We start from the raw sequence: 21257 nt of genomic DNA, 5'->3' as shown, positions 1-21257 counted from the left end.
ATCAGTCGAAAAACTGCGTGTTCCCGATCTGTCCTTGAGGGCTCCCTCACAGCTTTTAAAACACTTTCTGGACAACCCCAAACCGCCTTGCTAGTTTCCGCCAGCCACTTGTTTCAGAGTATGACAAGGGTGTGTAGTTGATATTGAAGTGCTATCACTTCTTTAACTAACAAGGATGTCTGTGATGAAAAGCCTGCAAGGGTTACCCCGTCTTATCAGTGCTTCGGTAGGGACTCCCGGTAAAGCCCGCAACTTGCCCGCCGATGTGCAGTGCATCCAGTATTTATTCAACCTGATCATTCCCAAACTGGGTTTTCCGCTGGCCGAGAACGGCAAGTGCGATGGCCAGTTGGTGCAGTGCATCAGCCAGTACCAGTTCCGTCACCTCAAATACGCCCACCCCGATGGCGTGATCGACCCCACCGGTCGCACCTTCAACAGCTTGATCGAAGAAGCGGTAAAGGTGCCGTTGAAGGCCTTCCCGAGCATGCGCATTCCAAGCTTTCTGAACGCATTCGGTAACAATCAGGGTGATGCAGTGCAGGCGACGGTCAACGTGTACCTGGACCGCATGCGCGCGATGATCGAAGCCGAGCGACGTAACCGCCAGTTAATGCTCCAGGCCACGTGCGACGGCGGCATGACGCTCTCCGATGCGGATTTTCAGAATGCCGCCAAGCAGTTGGGCAACGGCATTTCGGTGAATGTCATCAGGGCCTTCGCCACGGTTGAGTCCGGTGGTCGATCAGGTTTTGGGCCGGCCAAGTTGCCGATCATTGCGTTTGAAGGGCACCAGTTTCGCAAGTACACCAAGCATATCTACGACCAGGCGCACCCGTTGCTTTCGTACGTCTATGTAAGAAAGGCCGGGCCGCAGTGGCAGGTCAATAACAAGGATCAGGTCAAGGCCTGGGAAACCATGGCCACCGCCTTCGCCCTGGATCAGGAAGCGGCGTTGATGTCGGCGTCGTGGGGCATGTTTCAGACCATGGGGTTCAACTACGCCTCATGCGGTTACAAGACGGTGTTTGAGTTTGCCGCGGCATTGAAAGTGAATGTCGGTAACCAACTGAAGGCGTTTCTCGCGTTTTGCGCTAACAGCTCAGCGTTGATGACGGCCATGAAAGCCAAGGATTTCACTTCCATGGCGCGAAACTATAACGGCAAGGACTACGGCAACTATGACGTCCTGATGAAAGAAGCCTACGAGAAACTTGAAGGGAAAAAATAAGATGATCCGTTTTCTAGCAGTGGGTGTGTTGTCGTTGTGCGCCGTAGCGCCTGCCTTGGCCGGTGCACCCGCGTTGCATTCGGGCAAGTACGAGGGGTTGATGCTGGCGGTGACGCCCGAGCATCAGGTCGAAGGCTATTACGCAGAAGCGATGGGTGAGGGTGTCACGCGCAGTTGCACGTTCTACCTGCAAGGCAAGCCTGACGCGCTGACCACCTGGAACGATGAGGCCTACCCTGGCAGCGTGGCGCCTTCTTCGGACGGCGTGACCCTGACCGTAAAAGAGGGCCGCCAGCACCCCGGTTGCTTGAATGTGCTGATGCCGGAGATCGCCACCGGCCTGGACTTGACCCAGACCGCCAACAAGAAATGGATCGGCCTGGTGACGGTGTCCGCCGACAAGGCGTACTTGCTGAAAACCCCAACTGCCAAGCCCGTGAAACGCCCCTACATTGTCAAAAACGACGTGGTCGGCGTGCTGGCCTTTAAGGATGGTTGGGCGCAGGTCGAATTCATCAATGCGCAGAGCCGTTCGTTTACCGGTTGGATCAGCCAGGATCAGTACAGCCGTTTGTCTGCGCCTAAACCCTAGACACGCGCAGCCCAACTCAGAACCTCCGATTACGCCGCAACGTGCCACGCACGTTGCGGCGTTTTCATGTCTGGGTTCAGGCTTTGTTGCGGTTGAACAGCTTACGGATCACGGCGAACAACGCCACCACGCCTATCACCAGGAACTTCTTCGCGGCCAGCAGGAAGATGCCGATCTTGGCGAACAATCCGGCTTTGGCCGCAATCCCGCCGGCGACCAACGCCGCGAGGCCGTAAGTGGCAAGCTTGTCGGTGCTCGGGTTGAAGTCGGTGTACAGGTTGCCGTCGGTGAAGTTGGTGAAGGCCAAGACCTTGGGCAATTCCTGCTTGATGGTGGGCAGGTCGGTCATGGCGGCGACGGCGTTGAGTTCCAGCACGCCTTCACGGCCCAGCACGCGGATGCTGTAGTTGAGGGTGGTCTGCTCGGCGTCGTCGGCCTTCAGTTCGCGGGCCCAATACATCTTGTGGGTGGTGTCGTCGTAGTGCGGCGGCTCGGCCCAGCCCAGCAAGTGCAGGCCGGCGTAGCCTTGTTGCTGGCGTTCTTTGTTTTCGGCCTCGTCTTCTTCCTGCATTTGTTTGAGCAGTTCGGCGTAGTCGATTTTTGCGGCGTCCTCGTCGGAAATGTGCCCGTCGGCCTTGTAGCTGACGATCACGCCCCAGCCACGTTCCGACAGTGGGCTAACGGCTTTCGGCACGATCATGCCCAGGGTCTTGAAGCCCGGCGGGTTGCCCCAGCCGTCCGTCAGCAAGCGCTCGGTGTCGGCGGGGTCGAGGTAATAGAACTCGTCGTTGAGCTTGAGGGTTGCTATGCCACTGGGCAGGGTGACCGTGCCGGTCTTCTGCTTGAGGGACTTGAGGAAGTGCTCGGCCGTTTCGGCGGGCGCACTGGCTTCAACGGGCGCGGGTGTGGAAGCGGCAAAGGCGGGGGCGGCAGGCAGGCTCAAAACGGCCGCCGCCAACAACAGGCGGAAGTAATTCATGGTAGTCCCTTACATTTTGAATTAATTTCGCAAAATAATAACTGAAAGAACCTGTTACGGGTTAGCCAAAAGTCTCCCGCAACAACCCGGCAAACGCATCCCGCGCCAGGTGCCGCTGGGTGTCCTTGTGCCAGAACAGCAAATTGCCCACGGCCTGCAGTTCATCAAACCGGTACGACGCCAGCTGATTGGCCTGCTCATAGCGGGCCAGGATGCCTTCCGGCGCGAGCGCCACGCCAATCCCCGCGCTGACACAACCGATGATCGTGCCCCAGCTGGCATAGCTGGCGATGGCCGGCTTGAAGTCATGGGGCTTGACCCAGTTCTCCAGCGCCGCCCGATACGGGCAGCCAGGCGGCCATACCAGCAGGGTACGGCCGGCCAGGTCCTCGGCGCTGTGGATCGGTGCGCTGGAGGCGCTGGCGATCAATACGAGGCGTTCGCTGTAGACCACGCTGTGCTCGAGCTTCGCGCGTTTGTTGCCGGCAGCCACCAGCGCCACATCCAGGCGGTGGTGTTGCAGGTCATCGAGCAGTTCGCCCCAGGCGCCGGTGACCAGCTCCAGGCTCACATCCGGGTAGCGCCGGTGATATTCCGCCAGCAGCGGCGGCAGACGGCCGCTGGCGCTGGACTCCACCGCACCGATGCGCAGGGTGCCACGGGGAATGGCGTTGGCATCCACGGCGCGTTTGGATTCGTCGACCAAGGCCAGGATGCGTTCGCAATACTCGAGGAAAATCTCACCGGCAGCACTGATCGCCAGCCCGCGCCCGGCGCGGATAAACAGCGGCGTGCCCAACTCGCCTTCCAACTGCTTGATACGCGTGGTGATGTTGGACGGCACACAGTGCAATTGCAGGGCGGCCTGGGCCACGCTGCCGGTCTGCGCCACGGCTCGCACCATTTTCAGTTGGGCCAGTTCCATTACTCAGTTCCAGTGATTTCAGAAGTCAGAAACGCTTAATTGTCCTACGCCTTGCCCGGGCCAAGACTGACGGCATTCCTTCTCAGTTTTCGGATGCCGTCGATGAACACCCCGTCACCCCTGAAGCTTACGCTAGTCATCGCCAGCGTCATCCTCTGTTGGGCCTATTCGCCGATTGGCGTGCACATCGGGCTGCACAGCTACAGCCCTGGGCAGCTCGCGCTGCTGCGGTTTCTGATCGCTTCGGTGTTCATGGCTGGTGTGGCGCTGGTGATGGGCATCGGCCGGCCGCGCCTGAGGGATGTGCCGTGGCTGCTGGTGTTGAGCTTTTTCGGGGTGTTCCTGCATCACACCAGCCTCAATTATGGACAGCAATTCGTGAGTGCCGCGGCGTCCAGCGTACTGGCGCAATCGGCACCCCTGTTCAGTGTTTTGATCGCGTTTTTCTGCTTGAAGGAGCGAGTCAGCCTCTGGCGCTGGAGCTGCGTGTTGCTTGGCTTGCTCGGCGTGCTGGTGGTGATCTGGGGCGATCACGTCGTGGGCGATATCGACCCGCGCGGTTCGCTGATCCTGCTGGCGGCGGTGTCGTGGAGCCTGTACTTCGTCATCCAGAAACACTATGCCCATCGCTATAGCCCGCTGACGATGGCGTGCTACATGGTGTGGGTGGGCACGTTGATGCTCTGCGTGAACCTGCCAGGCCTGCCCGCTGCCGTGATGCAGGCGCCGCTGTCGGAGAACCTTGCAGTGCTGGTGCTCGGGATTTTCCCCAGCGCTTTGGCGTACCTGGCGTGGGGCTACGTGTTGAAGCATGTCGAGGTCAGCCGCGCCTCGGTGGCGATGTACCTGATCCCGCCGGTCGCCATGGTGATGGCGGCGACGTTGCTGGGTGAGCACATCGCCCTGCAAGTGGTGCTGGGCGGCGTGATTGTATTGGCCAGCGTGGCAGCAATCAGTCTGGAGGGGCGTTTACGCTGGCCTCTCCGGTATACAGCTTGATGATTTCGTCGATCTCGCCCGATATCTTCATCCGCAATAAGGTGCGCAGGATTTTTTGCACGGGCACATTCGGATCATTGCGCACGGTGCAGCCCAGGTTCTGTTGATCGATCACCGCGACCTTGTGCAGGCGTTTGCCGACCGGCATCCGCTGGTTGAACCGGTCGAGTGTCCATTCATTGGTCACGGCGAACTTGAAGCGCCCGGCCACCAGTTTTTGCAGCACCTGCTCTTCGCTGCGGGCATCGTCACGGCTGAGCTGGCCGCTGGCAAACAAAGGCTCAAGGGTGGCGTAGCGATAATTGAGCACCGTGCCGATGGCTTGTGGCGCAAGTTTGACAACCTGAACCGGCTGCGCAGGGATATGGGTGCTGATCAACAGGTTGCGCTGCACCATCAACGGGATACTCCACGTGTAGTCACCGGACAAGTTGTCGACCCAGGCCTGGGTGACATAACAGCGCACATCAATCTCGCCATGCTCCATAGCGCTGGCAATTCGCGCGCGAGCCAGTACGTGGAATTCGGCCGGGTGGCCGACCTGGGTGGCCAGGCTCAACATCAGGTCATACAAAATGCCTTGGGTGGGCTGTCCGCCCTCCAATTGCACCATGGGCATCGCCCAGCTGTCGGAAACCGAGAAACGCAACGGTGCGGGCGCTGCCAGGCTTGCCGTGGTAATCATCCATAAGGCGCCCAGGACTACGCGCATATGCTCTCCGGGTTCAGGCCTTTTTGGGGCCAATCAGGCAAGCTTAGTCAGATTAGGCGAGCGTGCCGGATGCAATTTCCCCCTTGCTCCGCTAGCATTACCGGCTTCCGCTTCCCAGTTGCGACGGTTTTCGATGAGTTATCAGGTTCTTGCACGTAAATGGCGTCCGCGCTCGTTCCGCGAAATGGTCGGCCAGACCCATGTGCTCAAGGCTCTGATCAATGCCTTGGACAGCCAACGGCTGCACCATGCCTACCTGTTCACCGGTACCCGGGGAGTGGGCAAGACCACCATTGCGCGCATCATCGCCAAATGCCTGAACTGTGAAACCGGTATCACTTCGACGCCCTGCGGCACCTGCTCGGTGTGCAAGGAAATCGACGAAGGGCGTTTTGTCGACCTGATCGAGATCGACGCCGCGAGCCGTACCAAGGTCGAAGACACCCGCGAGCTGCTGGATAACGTGCAGTACGCGCCGAGCCGTGGCCGCTTCAAGGTCTACCTGATCGACGAAGTGCACATGCTGTCCAGCCATTCCTTCAACGCCTTGTTGAAAACCTTGGAAGAGCCGCCGCCCTACGTCAAATTCATCCTGGCCACCACCGACCCGCAGAAACTACCTGCAACTATTCTGTCGCGGTGCCTGCAGTTCTCCCTGAAAAACATGACCCCCGAGCGAGTGGTCGAGCATTTGACCCACGTGCTGGGCGTCGAGAACGTACCGTTTGAAGACGACGCCTTGTGGCTGCTCGGCCGCGCCGCCGATGGTTCGATGCGGGACGCCATGAGCCTCACCGATCAGGCCATCGCCTTTGGTGAAGGCAAGGTCATGGCCGCCGACGTGCGCGCCATGCTCGGCACCCTCGACCACGGTCAGGTATTCGACGTGCTGCACGCGCTGATCGAAGGCGACGCCAAGGCGTTGCTCGAAGCCGTGCGTCACCTGTCGGAGCAAGGCCCGGACTGGAACGGCGTGCTGTCGGAAATCCTCAATGTGCTGCACCGCGTTGCCATCGCCCAGGCTCTGCCGGAAGGTGTCGACAATGGCCATGGCGACCGCGACCGCGTGCTGGCCCTGGCCCAGGCATTGCCGGCCGAAGATGTGCAGTTCTACTACCAGATGGGCCTGATCGGTCGCCGGGATCTGCCTTTGGCGCCGGACCCGCGCGGTGGCTTTGAAATGGTGCTGCTGCGCATGCTGGCCTTCCGGCCCGCCGACTCGGCCGATGCGCCGAGACAGCCGCTAAAGCCAGTGGGGATCAGCCAGGCCACAGTTGATTCCGCCAAACCAGTGGCTGGCGCGGCAGCGGTTGCGCCAGTGGTGGCTGCACCCGCGCCGGTCGCGCCGGCACCTGAGCCTGAGCCTGTGGCGCCAGTGGTCGAGCCGGAACCGATTGTCGAGCCTGAGCCGGTCGTCGATTTGCCTTGGAATGATCCGGTAGACGCCGACGCTGAAGTCGAGCAGGTGCCTGCCGTGGAGCCCGTGCTGGAAACCAGCAGCGAGCAGCCCGAGCTGACGCCGATGCCCACGCCGACCCCGGACAGCGTGGTGCCGGATGCCCCTGAGTGGGCCTCTGCGCCTGTCCCCGAGCCAACCGTGGCCCAAGTGGAAGCTGCCACCCCAGGCATCGACCTCGACGACGAACCGCCGCTGGACGAAGACTATATCGAGCCGGACATGGATTCGGCCTACAGCTACCTGGACGACCTGGCCAGCGAACACACCGCCGAGCCGGCCCCTGAGCCCGAGGCGGAACCCGCTGCAGCCCCGGCCACCGGCCTGGCCCTGCAATGGCTGGAGCTGTTCCCGAAACTGCCGATCTCCGGCATGACCGGCAGCATCGCCGCCAACTGCACACTGATTTCCATTGAGGGCGACCACTGGCTGTTGCACCTGGACCCGGCCCACAGCGCCCTGTTCAACGCGACCCAGCAGCGCCGCCTGAACGATGCGCTGAACCAGTACCATGAGCGCACGCTGACCATCGCCATCGAGCTGATCAAGCCTGAGCAGGAAACCCCGGCCCAGGCCGCGAGCCGCCGGCGTATCAACCGCCAGCGTGAAGCAGAGGACTCGATCCACGCTGATCCGCTCATCCAGCAAATGATGCAACAGTTCGGTGCGGTCGTCCGTCACGATACTATTGAACCCGTCGAAGCCCCGGTGCCCCAAGCGTCATAACACCGGGCTACTCATTGATCCACGTACTTTTGAGGTGATTCCCATGATGAAAGGTGGCATGGCCGGCCTGATGAAGCAGGCGCAGCAGATGCAGGAAAAGATGGCCAAGATGCAGGAAGAACTGGCCAACGCCGAAGTCACCGGTAAGGCCGGTGGCGATATGGTCAGTGTGGTAATGACCGGTCGTCACGACATCAAGCGCGTGAGCATCGACCCAAGCGTATTGCCAGGCACCAGCGAAGATGACCTGGAAATGCTCGAGGCGCTGTTCGCCGCGGCCGTCAACGACGCCGTGCGCAAGATCGAAGCCAACAGCCAGGAAAAAATGGGCGGCGTGACCGCTGGCATGCAATTGCCACCGGGCATGAAGCTGCCGTTCTGACCGGCAAGCTTTAGCTAGACTCCAATGCCAGGCCTCGTGCCTGGCATTTTTTTTACTCGCCCGTAGCAGCTGTCGAGCGCCAGCGAGGCTGCGTGGGGGCGCCTCGGATATTCGCCTGGCGCAAGACATTGGTGTGGCCGACGCAGCCTCGCTGGCGCTCGACAGCTGCTACGAGTCGGTGACTCTATAGAACCTCGAGGTATCAGCCGGTGTCTGCACCCTATACCGATGAATTCGATAAAGGAGCCCCCTCATGTCTCAAGAACCGATCCTGAACCAGCGCATTGTCCTGGTCTCACGCCCGCAGGGCGCCCCCACCCCGGAAAACTTCCGCCTGGAGCGGGTGAATCTGCCGGACCTGGCAGACGGCCAGGTCCTGCTTAAGACGCTGTACCTGTCACTTGACCCGTATATGCGCGGACGCATGAGCGACGCACCGTCCTACGCAGCGCCGGTGGAAATCGACGAAGTGATGACCGGTGGCGCTGTCAGCCGTATCGAGCAGTCGCGTAATCCGAAATTCGAAGTAGGCGACCTGGTAGTCGGTGCTACCGGCTGGCAGAGCCACAGCATTTCCGATGGTCGCAACCTGATGCCGGTGCCAAAAGGGCTCGCCAGCCCGTCGATGGCCCTGGGTGTGCTGGGCATGCCGGGCATGACCGCCTACATGGGGCTGATGGACATCGGCCAGCCCAAGGAGGGGGAAACCCTGGTAGTGGCAGCGGCATCCGGCGCGGTCGGTTCGGTGGTGGGGCAGGTGGCCAAGCTCAAGGGCTTGCGCGTCATCGGGATCGCCGGGGGGGCGGACAAGTGCCGCTACGTGGTGGACGAATTGGGCTTTGATGCCTGCATCGACCATAAGAGCGAGGACTTTGCCAACGAATTGGCGCAGGCGTGCGACAAGGGCGTGGACATCTATTTCGAGAACGTCGGCGACAAAGTCTTCGACGCCGTGGTGCCCTTGCTCAACCCCAAGGCGCGCATTCCGCTGTGCGGGTTGATCGCCGGCTACAATGCCCATGAAGCCCCCAGCGGGCCGGACCGGTTGCCGGCCTTGCAGCGTACGTTGCTGACCAAGCGTGTGCGCATCCAGGGTTTTATCGTGTTCGACGACTACGGTGATCGCCAGCCCGAGTTCCTCAGCGCCATGGCGCCGTGGGTGCGCGATGGCAAGATCAAGTTCCGCGAAGATGTGGTCGACGGCCTGGAGCAGGCGCCCGAAGCCTTCATCGGTTTGCTGGAGGGACGCAACTTCGGCAAGTTGGTGGTGCGCGTCGCACAGGATTGAGCATTTGACGCTAATCCGAGGCGCGGGTATAAACCGCGTCTCGTTGTTTTGTCGGACCTTTCGCCCATGAGCTTCAGCCCCCTGATTCGCCAACTGATCGACGCCCTGCGCACTTTGCCGGGCGTGGGCCAGAAAACCGCCCAGCGCATGGCGCTGCAACTGCTGGAGCGTGATCGCAGCGGCGGCACCCGGTTGGCCCAGGCCCTGAGCCAGGCCATGACCGGAGTGGGCCACTGCCGCCAGTGCCGCACCCTCACCGAAGAGGAACTCTGCCCGCAATGTGCCGACCCGCGCCGCGACGACACGCTGCTGTGCGTGGTGGAAGGGCCGATGGATGTGTACGCGGTGGAACAGACGGGCTATCGCGGGCGCTACTTCGTGCTCAAGGGCCACCTGTCGCCGCTGGACGGCTTGGGCCCGGAAGCCATCGGCATTCCGCAACTGGTGGCGCGAATTGAAGAGCAGGGCACCTTTACCGAAGTGATCCTGGCCACCAATCCGACGGTGGAAGGTGAGGCGACCGCGCATTACATCGCCCAACTCCTGAGTAACAAAGGCCTGATCACCTCGCGCATCGCCCATGGCGTGCCGCTGGGTGGCGAGTTGGAATTGGTGGACGGTGGGACGCTGGCGCATTCCTTCGCCGGTCGCAAACCCATCGCCCTCTAAAGGCACACCGCACTACAACGGTGGGAGCTGGCTTGCCTGCGATAGCATCACCACGGTGTAACTGACACACCCCGGTGCCTGCATCGCAGGCAAGCCAGCTCCCACACTGGTTTTGTGTTGTTGGTGAAATCTGCATCCGGCTTGATAACCAAGCAAGCGCTTGGTAATTTTGCTCCACCTCTCCGTGGAGCTTGCCGATGTCTGCCTATCAGGACTACTTCGACCCCAGCCACCAATTGGTCCGCGACAGCGTGCGCCGTTTTGTCGAACGCGAAATGTTGCCCGGCGTCGAGCAGTGGGAAGAGGCCGAGAGTTTTCCCCGAGCGCTGTACCTCAAGGCCGGCGCGGCGGGGATACTGGGCATCGGTTACCCCGAAGCCCTGGGGGGCAGCCATGAAGGTGATCTGTTCGCCAAAGTGGCCGCCAGCGAGGAGTTGATGCGCTGCGGCTCCGGCGGCGTGGTGGCGGGGCTGGGTTCGCTGGATATCGGCCTGCCGCCTGTCGTCAAGTGGGCGCGACCCGACGTCCGTCAGCGCGTAGCGCCGCTGGTGTTGTCGGGTGAGAAGATCATCGCCCTGGCTGTCACAGAGCCGGGCGGCGGTTCCGACGTGGCCAGCCTGCAAACCCGCGCCATTCGCGACGGCGACCACTACCGCGTCAGCGGCAGCAAGACCTTTATCACCAGCGGCATCCGCGCCGATTTCTACACCGTGGCCGTGCGCACCGGCGGGCCGGGCTTTGCCGGTATCAGCCTGCTGCTGATCGAAAAAGACACCCCCGGTTTTACCGTCGGCCAGCCTCTGAAGAAAATGGGCTGGTGGGCGTCGGACACGGCTGAATTGTTCTTCGACGATTGCCGGGTGCCGGTGGGCAACCTGATCGGCGCCGAGAACATGGGGTTCGCCTGCATCATGGGCAACTTCCAGAGCGAACGCCTGGCCTTGGCCCTTATGGCCAACATGACCGCACAGTTGGCACTTGAGGAAAGCCTCAAATGGGCCGCGCAACGCGAAGCCTTCGGCAAGCCTATCGGCAAATTCCAAGTGATCAAGCATCGCCTGGCGGAAATGGCCACCGCCGTTGAAGTCTCCCGCGAATTCACCTATCGCCAGGCGGCAAAGATGGCCGCCGGAAAAAGTGTGATCAAGGAAATTTCCATGGCCAAGAATCTCGCCACCGACACCGCCGACCGCGTGACGTTTGACGCCGTGCAGATACTCGGGGGCCAGGGGTATATGCGTGGGAGCCTGGTGGAGCGGCTGTATCGGGACAACCGCATCCTGTCCATCGGGGGAGGGACCCGGGAAGTGATGAATGAAATCATCAGCAAGCAGATGGGGTTGTGAGCTGCAGTGTTCTTTCGGGCCTCATCGCAGGCAAGCCAGCTCCCACAGATATGAATGTGTGGACCCAATCAAATGTGGGAGCGGCGGTGCGACGATTCGACTTGCCCGCGAAAAGGCCAGTCCAGGCAACCGTTACCTTTCAGTCAACGCGAACTGCGTCAGACAAAACGTCGGAATCCCCATGTCTTCCAACCGCTGCGACCCACCCAACTCCGGCAAATCAATGATCGCCGCCGCTTCAAAAATCTGCGCACCCATGCGCCGCACCAGGTTCGCCGCCGCGATCAGGGTGCCGCCGGTGGCAATCAAATCATCAAAGATCAATACCGAGTCACCCTCACACAGGCTGTCAGCGTGCACTTCCAGGAAGGCCTCGCCGTACTCGGTCTGGTAACCCTCGGCCAGCACGTCGGCTGGCAGCTTGCCCTGCTTGCGAAACAGGATCAGCGGCTTGTTCAGTTGATAGGCGATGATCGAACCGATCAGGAACCCCCGCGCATCCATCGCGCCGATGTGCGTGAAGTCAGCCTCGACATAACGCTGGGCAAAACTGTCGGCCACCAGGCGCAGGGCGCGAGGCGATTGGAACAGCGGGGTGATGTCACGAAAGATCACCCCAGGCTTGGGGAAGTCGATGACAGGGCGGATCAGGGATTTGATGTCGAACGAATCAAAGGTCATCGTCGAAGAGTCCTGGGCTGGAAACGGACTCGAAGTATACCTGCGGCCTCGCCAGTTGGCGCGGCCGCAGCGTCTGGATCAGGCGTCGACCGTGCCGCCGGCCAACGCACACAGTTGGATCGGGTCGAGGATATGCACTTCCTTGCCTTCGGCAGCGATCAACTCGTTCTGCTGGAAACGGGTAAACACGCGGGACACGGTTTCCACCGCCAGGCCCAGGTAGTTGCCGATTTCATTGCGCGACATGCTCAGGCGGAACTGGTTGGCCGAGAAACCACGGGCACGGAACCGCGCGGACAAGTTGACCAGGAAGGTGGCGATGCGCTCGTCGGCGGTTTTCTTCGACAACAGCAGCATCATTTGCTGGTCGTCGCGAATCTCGCGGCTCATCACGCGCATCAGCTGACGGCGCAGTTGCGGCAATTGCAGGGCCAGTTCGTCCAGGCGCTCGAAGGGGATTTCGCACACTGACGTAGTCTCCAGAGCCTGGGCCGACACCGGGTGAATCTCGGTGTCCATGCCTGACAGCCCCACCAGTTCGCTGGGCAAGTGGAACCCCGTGATCTGTTCTTCGCCGCCATCGCTCAGGCTGAACGTCTTCAACGCGCCCGAACGCACTGCATAAACGGAATCGAACTTGTCGCCCTGGCGAAACAGAAACTCGCCTTTTTTCAGCGGGCGACCGCGTTTAACGATCTCGTCCAGCGCTTCCATGTCTTCCAAATTCAACGAAAGTGGCAGGCACAGGGGGGCCAGGCTGCAATCCTTGCAATGGGCCTGGCTGTGAGCGCGCAGTTTAACTGGCTCGGACATTTCTTAAATCCTTGTGGGAAAACACACATAAGACGTAAGGGTAACGCACTGGAGGTCGCTGAAGCCAGCGTGTACAAAAAACCGGCAACCATATAAAGGTTTTTGTACCGAGGTCGATACAGCAGGCATACCTATTTAGTCGGAGCCTGGATCATGTCTGTTATCGCCGCCTACAACCCTGCCATCCGCATTCCGACTGTGCCGGATGCAAAACCACTGGCTGAGGCCAAGGAAGAAGCACCAGGCGCTGAAACGGCTACTGCACCCAAAGTGGTTGAAGGTGTGACCGTGACTATTTCCGCCGATGCCTTCAAAGCCGCTGGTGCGGCCAAAAGCTCCAATGCGGATATCGATGACAGTGGCCTGGACGACAACGTCAAACAGGTGCTGAAAATGATCCGCCAACTGAAACAGCAGATCGCCGAAAAACAGGCCGAACTGGCGGCAGTCGCGGCGGCCAATAACCTCTCGCCCGAAGAGGCTCGAGCCAAGACCAGTGCTCTGCAAAGCGAAATCAGTGCTTTGCAGGCGGGCCTGATGTCGGCTCAGACCTCCCTGGCCAAGTCGATGAAAGGTATGAGCGCCAACGACTCGATGAAGGCCGCCTCGTTGTCGATGTAATCAGATTACCCGTGAAAATCGTTGCCGATTCTGGTGCTCCAGGTAGGCATCGAACACCATGCACACCGAACGCACCAGCAGTCGCCCGGCGGGCAATACACGAATGCCCTGGGCGCCGAGTTCGATCAGGCCATCTTCGGCCATGGTCTCCAGTTGCGGCCAGATGTCGTCAAAATACCCGCGAAAATCAATGTTGAAGGCCGGCTCGATCTTCTCGAACGCCAGGCTGAAATTGCAGATCAACTGTTGGATAACCTCCCGCCGCAACCGATCGTCCGTGGTGCAGACCAAGCCGCGGCTGGTGGCCAGTTGCGCGCCGGCCAAGCTGTTCTGGTAGGCGTTGAGGTCGCTGCTGTTCTGGCAGTACAGGTCGCCGATCTGGCTGATCGCCGACACCCCGAGCCCGATCAGGTCGCAATGACCGTGGGTGGTGTAGCCCTGGAAGTTGCGTTGCAGGGTGCCTTCTTCCTGGGCGATGGCCAGCTCGTCGTCCGGTAGAGCGAAGTGATCCATGCCGATGTAGCGATAGCCGGCCTGGGTCAATTGCTCGATGGTGGTTTGCAGCATCAGCAGCTTTTCTGCCGGTGAAGGCAAGTCGTCGGTGTTGATGCGCCGCTGCGGCATGAAGCGTTCCGGTAGATGCGCATAGTTAAATACCGACAGGCGGTCCGGTTGCAAGTTGATCACTTCCTCGATGGTGCGCGCGAAGTTCAGCGGGGTCTGCTTGGGCAGGCCGTAGATCAGGTCGATATTGATCGAGCGAAATTGCAGGGTGCGCGCCGCGTCGATGACCGCACGGGTTTCTTCCAGGCTTTGCAGGCGGTTGACCGCGCGTTGCACCTCGGGGTCGAGGTCTTGCAGGCCGATGCTGACGCGGTTGAAGCCCAGCTCACGCAGCAGGCCCATCGTGGCCCAATCCGCCTCGCGGGGGTCGATCTCGATGCCGTAGTCGCCGGAATCATCATCCAGCAAATTGAAGTGCTGACGCAGGCATGCCATGACCTGGCGCAGTTCGTCGTGGCTGAGAAACGTCGGCGTGCCGCCGCCGAAGTGCAGTTGTTCCACCGGTTGTTTCGGGTCGAGGTGGCAGGCCACCAGTTGGATTTCCTGCACCAGGCGTTGCAGGTAAGCCTGGGCGCGGCCACGATCCTTGGTGATGACTTTGTTGCAGGCGCAGTAGTAGCAAATGTTCGCGCAAAACGGCACATGCACATACAGTGACAATGGCCGCACAGCCTTGCGACTGTCGCGCAGGGCGTGGAGCAAGTCGAACGTGCCGACCTGGCTGTCGAATTGTACGGCGGTGGGGTAGGACGTGTAGCGCGGTCCCGCCAAGTCGTAGCGGTGAATCAGATTGGTGTCCCAACGAATGGCGTCGAGCATGCGGGCGCTCCCCCGGATTGGCTAGTGGGGTGAGTCTAGGGGCGCGTCGAAGGTGGCATCTTGATTTGCATCAACGGGGAGCGGCGCTATGCATTTAGTGGCCCATTAGCCAGTGCTGGTGCGGCCCCGGCAACGTCCAGATACCAAACAGGATCACCAACAAGCCACCGGCCATCCGCACGCTGCGTTTGCGCAGTAGCGCCGTGACCCGCTCAGCCGCCAGGCCGGTGGCCAACAGTACCGGCCAAGTGCCCAGTCCAAACGCCAGCATCAGCAACCCGCTGTCCAGCGCATTCCCCTGGCTCGCCGCCCACAGCAACGTGCTGTAGACCAATCCGCACGGCAACCAGCCCCAGAGTGCGCCCAGCAGCAACGCGCGCGGCAGGCTGGACACCGGCAGCAAACGGTTGGCAACCGGCTGGATATGCCGCCACAGGCCGCGCCCGAGGCTTTCGACGCGGGTGAGGCCGCTCCACCAGCCCGCCAGGTACAGGCCCATGCTGATCAGTAATAGCCCGGCAAGTACGCGCATGAACATCGCGGCCGGGCTGTTCGCCACCGCCCAGCCGGCCAGGCCAATCAACACGCCGGCAGCGGCATAGCTGAGGATGCGCCCCAGGTTGTACGCCAGCAGCAGGCGAAACCTGCGGCTGCGCTGCTCCTTGGGGATCGCCAGGGTCAACGCGCCCATTAGCCCGCCGCACATGCCCAGGCAATGGCCGCCCCCCAGCAGGCCGAGGATCAGTGCGGAGACCAGCAGCGGCGCCAGTTCAAGCATGGGGTGGGTCTTTAGGCGGTTGTTCGGGGTGGTTGGCTTCTTCGACGCCGGCCAGGTGATTCGGGTCCTGGTCGTCGAACAGCACGCTATGGGCCGGCCCATCGAGGTCGTCGTATTGGCCGCTGTCCACGGCCCAGAAGAAGATGTAGATGGCCACGCCCACTAACAGCAGCGCCGCCGGAATCATCACGTATAAAGCTGGCATCTGCACTCCATGCCCGCGCGGCTCACACCGGCAGCGGGCGGGTTACTGAGGGGGCTCGGGCAACTGGCGCGCTCGGCAGGCGAGTCAGGCGCAGGGCATTGAGCACCACGGTCAACGAACTGAGGGACATACCGATAGCCGCCCAGATGGGCGTGATCCAACCCAGGGCGGCAAACGGCAGCATTAGGCCATTGTACAGCCCGGCCCACAGCAGGTTTTCAATGATCACGCGACGGGTGCGCCGCGCCAGGGAAAAGGCTTGCACCAGCGCGTCCAGGCGGTTGGACAGCAACACCGCATCGGCGCTGGTCTTGGCTAGGTCGGTGGCGGTGCCCATGGCCACGCTGATATCCGCGGCGGCGAGCACGGGCACATCGTTGACCCCATCGCCGAGCATCAGCACCTTGCGGCCTTCCTTGTGCAGTTGTTGCAGCACCTGCAACTTGTCATCAGGGCGCAGGCCGCCGTGGGCTTCGTCGATGCCCAATTCGGCGGCGACACTGGCGACCATCGGCGAACTGTCCCCGGACAGCAACAGCGTGCGCCAGCCGCGTGCCTTGCAGGCGGCCAGCAGGGCCGGCGCGTCGCTGCGCAGGCGGTCATCGAGCACAAACCAGGCGAGGGCGCCTTCGCGGTCGCCGAGCAGCAGCCATTGACCCGAATCTGTCGGTGAGGCGGGGATCGCGCAACCACTGAGTTCGCAGACATAACCGGGTTGACCAATGCGCAATTGGCGCTCGCCAACGCGACCTTCAAGACCAAGCCCAGGCGAACTGAGCACCTCATCGGCGGCCAGCGGCGCGCGACCAAAGGCGCGGGCAATCGGGTGTTCGGAACGGTTTTCCAGGGCGGCGGCAAGGCTCAGGCACAGGTCCGTGCTTAATGTGCCCAGGGGGCGGATGGCTCTCAAGGCCAAGCGGCCTTCGGTGAGGGTGCCGGTCTTGTCGAAAATCACCGTGTCGATCTGGTTCAGCCCTTCCAGCACGTGTCCGCGGGTCAGCAATAACCCGAGTTTGTGCAAGGTGCCAGTGGCGGCAGTGAGCGCGGTGGGGGTGGCCAGGGACAATGCACAGGGGCAGGTCGCGACCAACATCGCCAGTACAATCCAGAACGCCCGCGAAGAATCCAATTCCCACCACAGCAAGCCGATCAGGGCGGCGGCGATCAGCGAGCACAGCAGGAACCACTGCGCAGCGCGGTCAGCGATCTGCGCCAGGCGCGGTTTCTCGGCCTGGGCGCGCTCCAGCAGGCGCACGATGGCGGACAGGCGCGTGTCATGGCCCAAGGCGCGCACTTCGACTGTCAAGGCGCCTTCCACATTGAGCGTGCCCGCCGTGACCGCATCCCCGGTTTGGCGCGGTTGCGGCAGGTATTCACCGGTGAGCAGGGATTCATCGATGCTGGATTGGCCGTCGAGAATCACGCCATCCGCCGGCAGTACGGCACCTGGGTGCACCAGTACACGGTCACCCAACGCCAGCTCGGGAAGCAGGATGCGCTCGCTTTGACCATCCGCCTTCAGCCGCAGGCACGAGGCGGGCAGCAAGTTGACCAACTGCGCCGTCGCGGCGGCTGTACGCTCGCGGGCACGCCGCTCGAGGTAGCGACCGGCCAGCAAGAACAGCGCAAACATGCCCACCGCATCGAAGTACAACTCACCTAGGCCGGTGATCGTGGTCCAGATGCCCGCCAGATATGCACCGCCGATGGCCAATGAAACCGACACATCCATGGTCAGGTGACGCGTACGCAAGTCGCGCAGGGCACCCTTGAAAAACGGTGCACAGCTGTAGAACACGATGGGTGTTGTAAGAAACATCGCCACCCAGCGCAGGATCACATGAAGCTCCGGGCTCAGGTCGATGTTGAATTCCGGCCAGGTAGCCATGGTTGCCATCATCGCCTGGAACCACAGCAGCCCAGCAACACCCAATTGGCGCAGGGCCAGGCGGTTTTCGCTGGCCAATTGCTCGGCCGCGCGGTCCGCTTGATACGGGTGGGCGGCGTAACCGATATGGCGCAGCTCGCTGAGTAACTGGCTCAACGGCAACTGCCCGTCAGCCCAACGCACCAGCAAGCGGTGGTTGGACAAGTTCAGCCGCGCCTCGGCCACAGCGGGCAGGCTGCGCAGGTGTTTCTCGATCAGCCAGCCACAGGCGGCGCAGCTGATGCCTTCCATCAGCAGGGTGGCCTCGGCGAGTTCGCCGTCGTGGCGTACAAAGGGTTTTTGCACGTCGGCGCGGTCGAACAGCGCCAGCTCGTCCACCAACTGCACGGGTAACGCCTCGGGGTTGGCCGAGGCTTCGCTACGGTGCTGGTAGTAGCTTTCCAGGCCACCGGCGACAATCGCTTCGGCCACTGCCTGGCAGCCGGGGCAGCAGAGTTCGCGGCGTTCGCCGAGGATCACGGCGGTAAACCGGCTGCCGGAGGGGACGGGGAGGGCGCAGTGGTAGCACGGGATGGTCATGATCTGGAATCTAAGGTGGCAGGGAGGACCTCTTTGCGCAGGTTTTTACTTTTTCAGGTCTTCGGCACCCTGCAGCGGTTCATCACCCAGCAGCAAGTCCTTGTCGTGGCTGACCTGTTCTTCCTCGAACATGCGCCAGGTGCGGTCGCCTTCCACGCCGAGCAATTCGACGAAGCGACGGCCTTCGACCTTGTCGGTGACCTGCCCTATGTAGCGGCCGGGTTCACTGTCACTGCGGGCCAGGTTGATCTTGCGATCCTTCTCGGGCTGGGTCGGGGAAATCAGGTTCAATTCCAGGGTGGTCGGGTTGCTGTTGCCGGTGAGGTTCACCTCGACTTCACCGGTCAACTCATCCAGGTGCACCTTGGCGCGCAGTTGCAGGGTCTGGGCCAGCAGCTCACGGTCGAGAGAACGGTTGATGCCTTTGCCGGCCTCGTAGTAGTTGTCGTTGACCAGGTTGTCCGGGTTGTTCACCGCGATGGTCACCATGGACAGGGTCAAGGTCACCGAGCAGGCCAGGATCCCGATGATGATCCAGGGCCACAGATGCTTGTACCAAGGGCTTGCAGCAGTTGCTACGGACATTGTTCGGTTCTCTTGATTAACGAACTTGCGGGCCGATGAATCGGCTCTTGGCTTCAATCTGGACGCTGGTGTCATCGGCATCCTTGAGCATGAAGGTCACCTCGTTGGTGCTCGACGGCAATTGCTCCGGCGCACTCGACAGCTCCACCGGCATGCTGACGATATCGCCGGCGGCCACCTTGATCTCGCGGCGGCCCTGCAGCTTGAGGTCCGGCAGGCCCGAAGCATCGAGCACGTAGGTGTGGTCGCGCTGGTCCTTGTTCATGATCTTCAGGCTGTAGACGTTTTCGATACGCCCTTCGGCGTTTTCGCGAAACAGCACGCGGTCTTTGCTCACGTCGAAACCCACCAGCGAGCGCATGAAGAACGCCGCCACCAGCAGGCTGATCATCGCCAGCAACACCAGCGCGTAGCCGATCAATCGCGGGCGCAGCTTGTGGGTTTTCTGCCCCGACAGGTTGTGCTCGGTGGTGTAGCTGATCAGGCCGCGCGGATAGTCCATCTTGTCCATGATGTTGTCGCAGGCGTCGATACAGGCGGCGCAGCCGATGCACTCGATCTGCAGGCCGTCGCGGATGTCGATACCGGTCGGGCACACCTGCACGCACATCGTGCAATCGATGCAATCCCCCAGGCCCTGGGCCTTGTAGTCGACGCCCTTTTTACGCGGGCCGCGCAGTTCGCCACGACGTGGGTCGTAGGAGACGATCAGGGTGTCTTTGTCGAACATCACGCTCTGGAAGCGCGCATACGGACACATGTAGATGCACACCTGTTCGCGCAGCCAGCCGGCGTTGCCATAGGTGGCGAGGGTGAAGAAACCGACCCAGAAATACGACCAGCCATCGGCCTGGCCGGTGAAGAACTCGAACACCAGTTCGCGGATCGGTGAGAAGTAGCCGACAAAGGTCATGCCGGTGACAAAACCGATCAGCAGCCAAAGGGTGTGCTTGCTGAATTTGCGCAAGAATTTGTTGGCGCCCATCGGCGCTTTATCCAGCTTGATGCGCTGGTTGCGGTCGCCTTCGGTGACCTTTTCGCACCACATGAAGATCCATGTCCACACGCTTTGCGGGCAGGTATACCCGCACCACACGCGACCGGCGTACACAGTGATAAAGAACAGGCCAAACGCCGCAACAATCAAAATACCTGAGAGCAGGATGAAGTCCTGGGGCCAGAAGGTCGCACCAAAAATAAAGAACTTACGTTCCGGCAGGTTCCACCACACGGCCTGGTGGCCACCCCAGTTCAGCCACACGGTGCCGAAGTAGAGCAGGAACAGGCCGGCACCACCGAGCATGCGCAGATTGCGGAATAGGCCGGTGAAGGCACGGGTGTAGATTTTCTCTCGCGAGGCGTAGAGGTCGACGGTTTTGGCAGGCGGGGTAACGTTATGTACCGGTATTTGGTCGCTCATCATTGCATCCCACGGCGGTGGAGATTTGCCTCGGCCAGTACGTGCCAACCGGGGTCAAATTAAGGGTGTTGCGGTGGCCTAATGATACGCCCCCGATAGTACGTCAAGGGTGCGACCTTTGGTCGCGTTGGGTGAAATCAATTGATGGTGTACGTGACCTGGATCAATTGACTTGGGAAGTATGGACGGTTTTTGCGGCCAAGCCGGTTATTCGTCCCATGGATTAATCAGTGAAACGCCACTGGATGTGAAGTCACTGACGTTGCGCGTCACAACGGTGAGGCCATGAACCAAGGCGGTAGCGGCGATCAACGCATCACTTTCATTGGCCCGATCTGGAACATGCAAATGTGCGCAACGCAGTGCGACCGCAGCGTCAACAGGCAGGATTCGGGTATCGAAAGCGGGCATCACATGGCGTTTGAGCCAGGTACGCAATACCTTCCCCTGCGCCGGGTCTCGCCGCTCTATGCGCAAGACTCCGGTCTCCAGTTCTTTAAGCGTTATCGCAGAGATAAACATGCGTGGAGCGATGACACTCTTTGCCCATGCGACCACCTTTGCGTCGGCGTGGGGTTTGCGAAGTTCAGAAATAACATTGGTGTCGAGTAGATACATCAAGAGAGGTCCACAGGTCGATGAGTGATCACGGCGCGTTCGGTTTCGAAGTCGATATCGGCCGCTTCTGGCATCACTAGCAGATCAACGATGTCGGCATTGAGCCCTGTCAGTTTCTGGTAGTCCTCAATGCTTAGCAGTACATGGGCCGGCTTGCCGCGATCGGTGATAAAAACCGGCCCTTGGCGGGCTGCTTTTTTGGCACCACTTGTGTCTTGGTTGAATTCGCGGCTGGAAATGGTGGTGATGGTCATGGGGGAGCCCCCTTTATTTGGCTGGATGTAGTTACGTTACTACTTGGTTGTTGCAGGTCGCAAGTGTGAGGCTACGAGTGGTAGCGGGTACCTGCTTACAGAGTCTTCGAAAGCCAGAATGAACAAA

22 protein-coding genes are annotated in these 21257 nt (G+C 61.0%); 9 read left to right on the top strand and 13 right to left on the bottom strand.

Annotated elements, in window-relative coordinates; all coding sequences use genetic code 11:
* Positions 1 to 184 precede the first annotated feature (184 nt).
* Positions 185 to 1231 carry an N-acetylmuramidase family protein gene (locus HU722_RS21590; protein ID WP_065889799.1) on the top strand — a complete coding sequence of 349 codons (1047 nt, stop codon included), beginning with the start codon at positions 185 to 187 and terminating at the stop codon, positions 1229 to 1231.
* 1 nt (position 1232) lies between these two features.
* Entirely contained in the window at positions 1233 to 1823 is a 591-nt protein-coding gene (locus tag HU722_RS21585; RefSeq protein WP_065889797.1) for a hypothetical protein, read from the top strand.
* Between the two features lie 76 nt (positions 1824 to 1899).
* On the opposite strand, the gene HU722_RS21580 is transcribed toward HU722_RS21585, so the two are convergent.
* On the bottom strand, positions 1900 to 2802 hold the full coding sequence (locus tag HU722_RS21580; protein WP_065873852.1) for a DUF2167 domain-containing protein: 903 nt from the start codon (positions 2800 to 2802) through the stop codon (positions 1900 to 1902).
* Between the two features lie 61 nt (positions 2803 to 2863).
* Entirely contained in the window at positions 2864 to 3727 is an 864-nt protein-coding gene (locus HU722_RS21575; protein ID WP_065889793.1) for a LysR family transcriptional regulator, read from the bottom strand.
* Positions 3728 to 3829: 102 nt separating this feature from the next.
* Between HU722_RS21575 and HU722_RS21570 the strand changes: the two genes are divergently transcribed.
* Positions 3830 to 4726 (top strand): DMT family transporter, encoded by an 897-nt coding sequence (locus HU722_RS21570; RefSeq protein ID WP_065889792.1) that lies wholly within the window; start codon positions 3830 to 3832, stop codon positions 4724 to 4726.
* Here the strand turns inward: HU722_RS21570 and HU722_RS21565 are convergent.
* Entirely contained in the window at positions 4680 to 5438 is a 759-nt protein-coding gene (locus HU722_RS21565; RefSeq protein WP_065889791.1) for a substrate-binding periplasmic protein, read from the bottom strand. The genes HU722_RS21570 and HU722_RS21565 overlap by 47 nt on opposite strands.
* Positions 5439 to 5571: 133 nt before the next feature.
* On the opposite strand from HU722_RS21565, the gene dnaX reads away from it, so the two are divergent.
* The 5 genes from dnaX to HU722_RS21540 all read left to right on the top strand — a co-directional run bounded on the left by dnaX (position 5572) and on the right by HU722_RS21540 (position 11305).
* Positions 5572 to 7620 carry a DNA polymerase III subunit gamma/tau gene (gene dnaX, locus HU722_RS21560; protein ID WP_065889790.1) on the top strand — a complete coding sequence of 683 codons (2049 nt, stop codon included), beginning with the start codon at positions 5572 to 5574 and terminating at the stop codon, positions 7618 to 7620.
* 43 nt (positions 7621 to 7663) lie between these two features.
* Entirely contained in the window at positions 7664 to 8002 is a 339-nt protein-coding gene (locus HU722_RS21555) for a YbaB/EbfC family nucleoid-associated protein (RefSeq protein ID WP_049712036.1), read from the top strand.
* Between the two features lie 253 nt (positions 8003 to 8255).
* Positions 8256 to 9290, top strand: coding sequence for an NADPH-dependent curcumin/dihydrocurcumin reductase (gene curA, locus HU722_RS21550; RefSeq protein ID WP_065873847.1), 1035 nt, complete (start codon positions 8256 to 8258; stop codon positions 9288 to 9290).
* Positions 9291 to 9356: 66 nt separating this feature from the next.
* Entirely contained in the window at positions 9357 to 9959 is a 603-nt protein-coding gene (gene recR / locus HU722_RS21545; protein WP_065873846.1) for a recombination mediator RecR, read from the top strand.
* 197 nt (positions 9960 to 10156) lie between these two features.
* On the top strand, positions 10157 to 11305 hold the full coding sequence (locus tag HU722_RS21540) for an acyl-CoA dehydrogenase family protein (RefSeq protein ID WP_065889789.1): 1149 nt from the start codon (positions 10157 to 10159) through the stop codon (positions 11303 to 11305).
* A 132-nt stretch (positions 11306 to 11437) separates the two neighbouring features.
* Here HU722_RS21540 and HU722_RS21535 read toward each other — a convergent pair whose 3' ends face one another.
* Positions 11438 to 11986, bottom strand: coding sequence for an adenine phosphoribosyltransferase (locus tag HU722_RS21535; RefSeq protein WP_065873845.1), 549 nt, complete (start codon positions 11984 to 11986; stop codon positions 11438 to 11440).
* A 78-nt stretch (positions 11987 to 12064) separates the two neighbouring features.
* Positions 12065 to 12799, bottom strand: coding sequence for a fumarate/nitrate reduction transcriptional regulator Fnr (gene fnr, locus HU722_RS21530; protein WP_065873844.1), 735 nt, complete (start codon positions 12797 to 12799; stop codon positions 12065 to 12067).
* 153 nt (positions 12800 to 12952) lie between these two features.
* Here fnr and HU722_RS21525 point away from each other — a divergent pair, with 153 nt between their 5' ends.
* Positions 12953 to 13420, top strand: a complete 468-nt coding sequence (locus HU722_RS21525) for a FlxA-like family protein (protein ID WP_064052670.1) — start codon at positions 12953 to 12955, stop codon at positions 13418 to 13420.
* Here the strand turns inward: HU722_RS21525 and hemN are convergent, their stop codons facing one another.
* The 8 genes from hemN to HU722_RS21485 all read right to left on the bottom strand — a co-directional run bounded on the left by hemN (position 13421) and on the right by HU722_RS21485 (position 21130).
* Entirely contained in the window at positions 13421 to 14803 is a 1383-nt protein-coding gene (gene hemN, locus HU722_RS21520) for an oxygen-independent coproporphyrinogen III oxidase (RefSeq protein WP_065881231.1), read from the bottom strand.
* A gap of 94 nt (positions 14804 to 14897) precedes the next feature.
* Positions 14898 to 15581: a sulfite exporter TauE/SafE family protein gene (locus HU722_RS21515; protein WP_065873842.1), complete on the bottom strand. Its 684-nt coding sequence runs from the start codon at positions 15579 to 15581 to the stop codon at positions 14898 to 14900.
* On the bottom strand, positions 15574 to 15786 hold the full coding sequence (gene ccoS, locus HU722_RS21510; RefSeq protein WP_010208549.1) for a cbb3-type cytochrome oxidase assembly protein CcoS: 213 nt from the start codon (positions 15784 to 15786) through the stop codon (positions 15574 to 15576). Before ccoS ends, HU722_RS21515 begins: the two co-directional genes overlap by 8 nt.
* A 22-nt stretch (positions 15787 to 15808) precedes the next feature.
* Complete coding sequence (locus tag HU722_RS21505; protein WP_065881228.1) at positions 15809 to 18253, bottom strand: heavy metal translocating P-type ATPase; 2445 nt, start codon at positions 18251 to 18253, stop codon at positions 15809 to 15811.
* A gap of 45 nt (positions 18254 to 18298) precedes the next feature.
* Positions 18299 to 18838, bottom strand: a complete 540-nt coding sequence (locus tag HU722_RS21500; RefSeq protein ID WP_015885303.1) for a FixH family protein — start codon at positions 18836 to 18838, stop codon at positions 18299 to 18301.
* A 16-nt stretch (positions 18839 to 18854) separates the two neighbouring features.
* Positions 18855 to 20258: a cytochrome c oxidase accessory protein CcoG gene (ccoG, locus tag HU722_RS21495; RefSeq protein WP_065873840.1), complete on the bottom strand. Its 1404-nt coding sequence runs from the start codon at positions 20256 to 20258 to the stop codon at positions 18855 to 18857.
* Between the two features lie 207 nt (positions 20259 to 20465).
* On the bottom strand, positions 20466 to 20876 hold the full coding sequence (locus tag HU722_RS21490) for a type II toxin-antitoxin system VapC family toxin (protein WP_065873839.1): 411 nt from the start codon (positions 20874 to 20876) through the stop codon (positions 20466 to 20468).
* Positions 20876 to 21130 (bottom strand): type II toxin-antitoxin system Phd/YefM family antitoxin, encoded by a 255-nt coding sequence (locus HU722_RS21485; RefSeq protein WP_010208555.1) that lies wholly within the window; start codon positions 21128 to 21130, stop codon positions 20876 to 20878. Before HU722_RS21485 ends, HU722_RS21490 begins: the two co-directional genes overlap by 1 nt.
* Positions 21131 to 21257 lie beyond the last annotated feature (127 nt).

The organism is Pseudomonas tritici (assembly GCF_014268275.3).
GTDB lineage: Bacteria > Pseudomonadota > Gammaproteobacteria > Pseudomonadales > Pseudomonadaceae > Aquipseudomonas > Aquipseudomonas tritici.
Note: the sequence above shows the minus strand (reverse complement) of the source record. Positions and strands in the feature narration are given on the sequence as shown.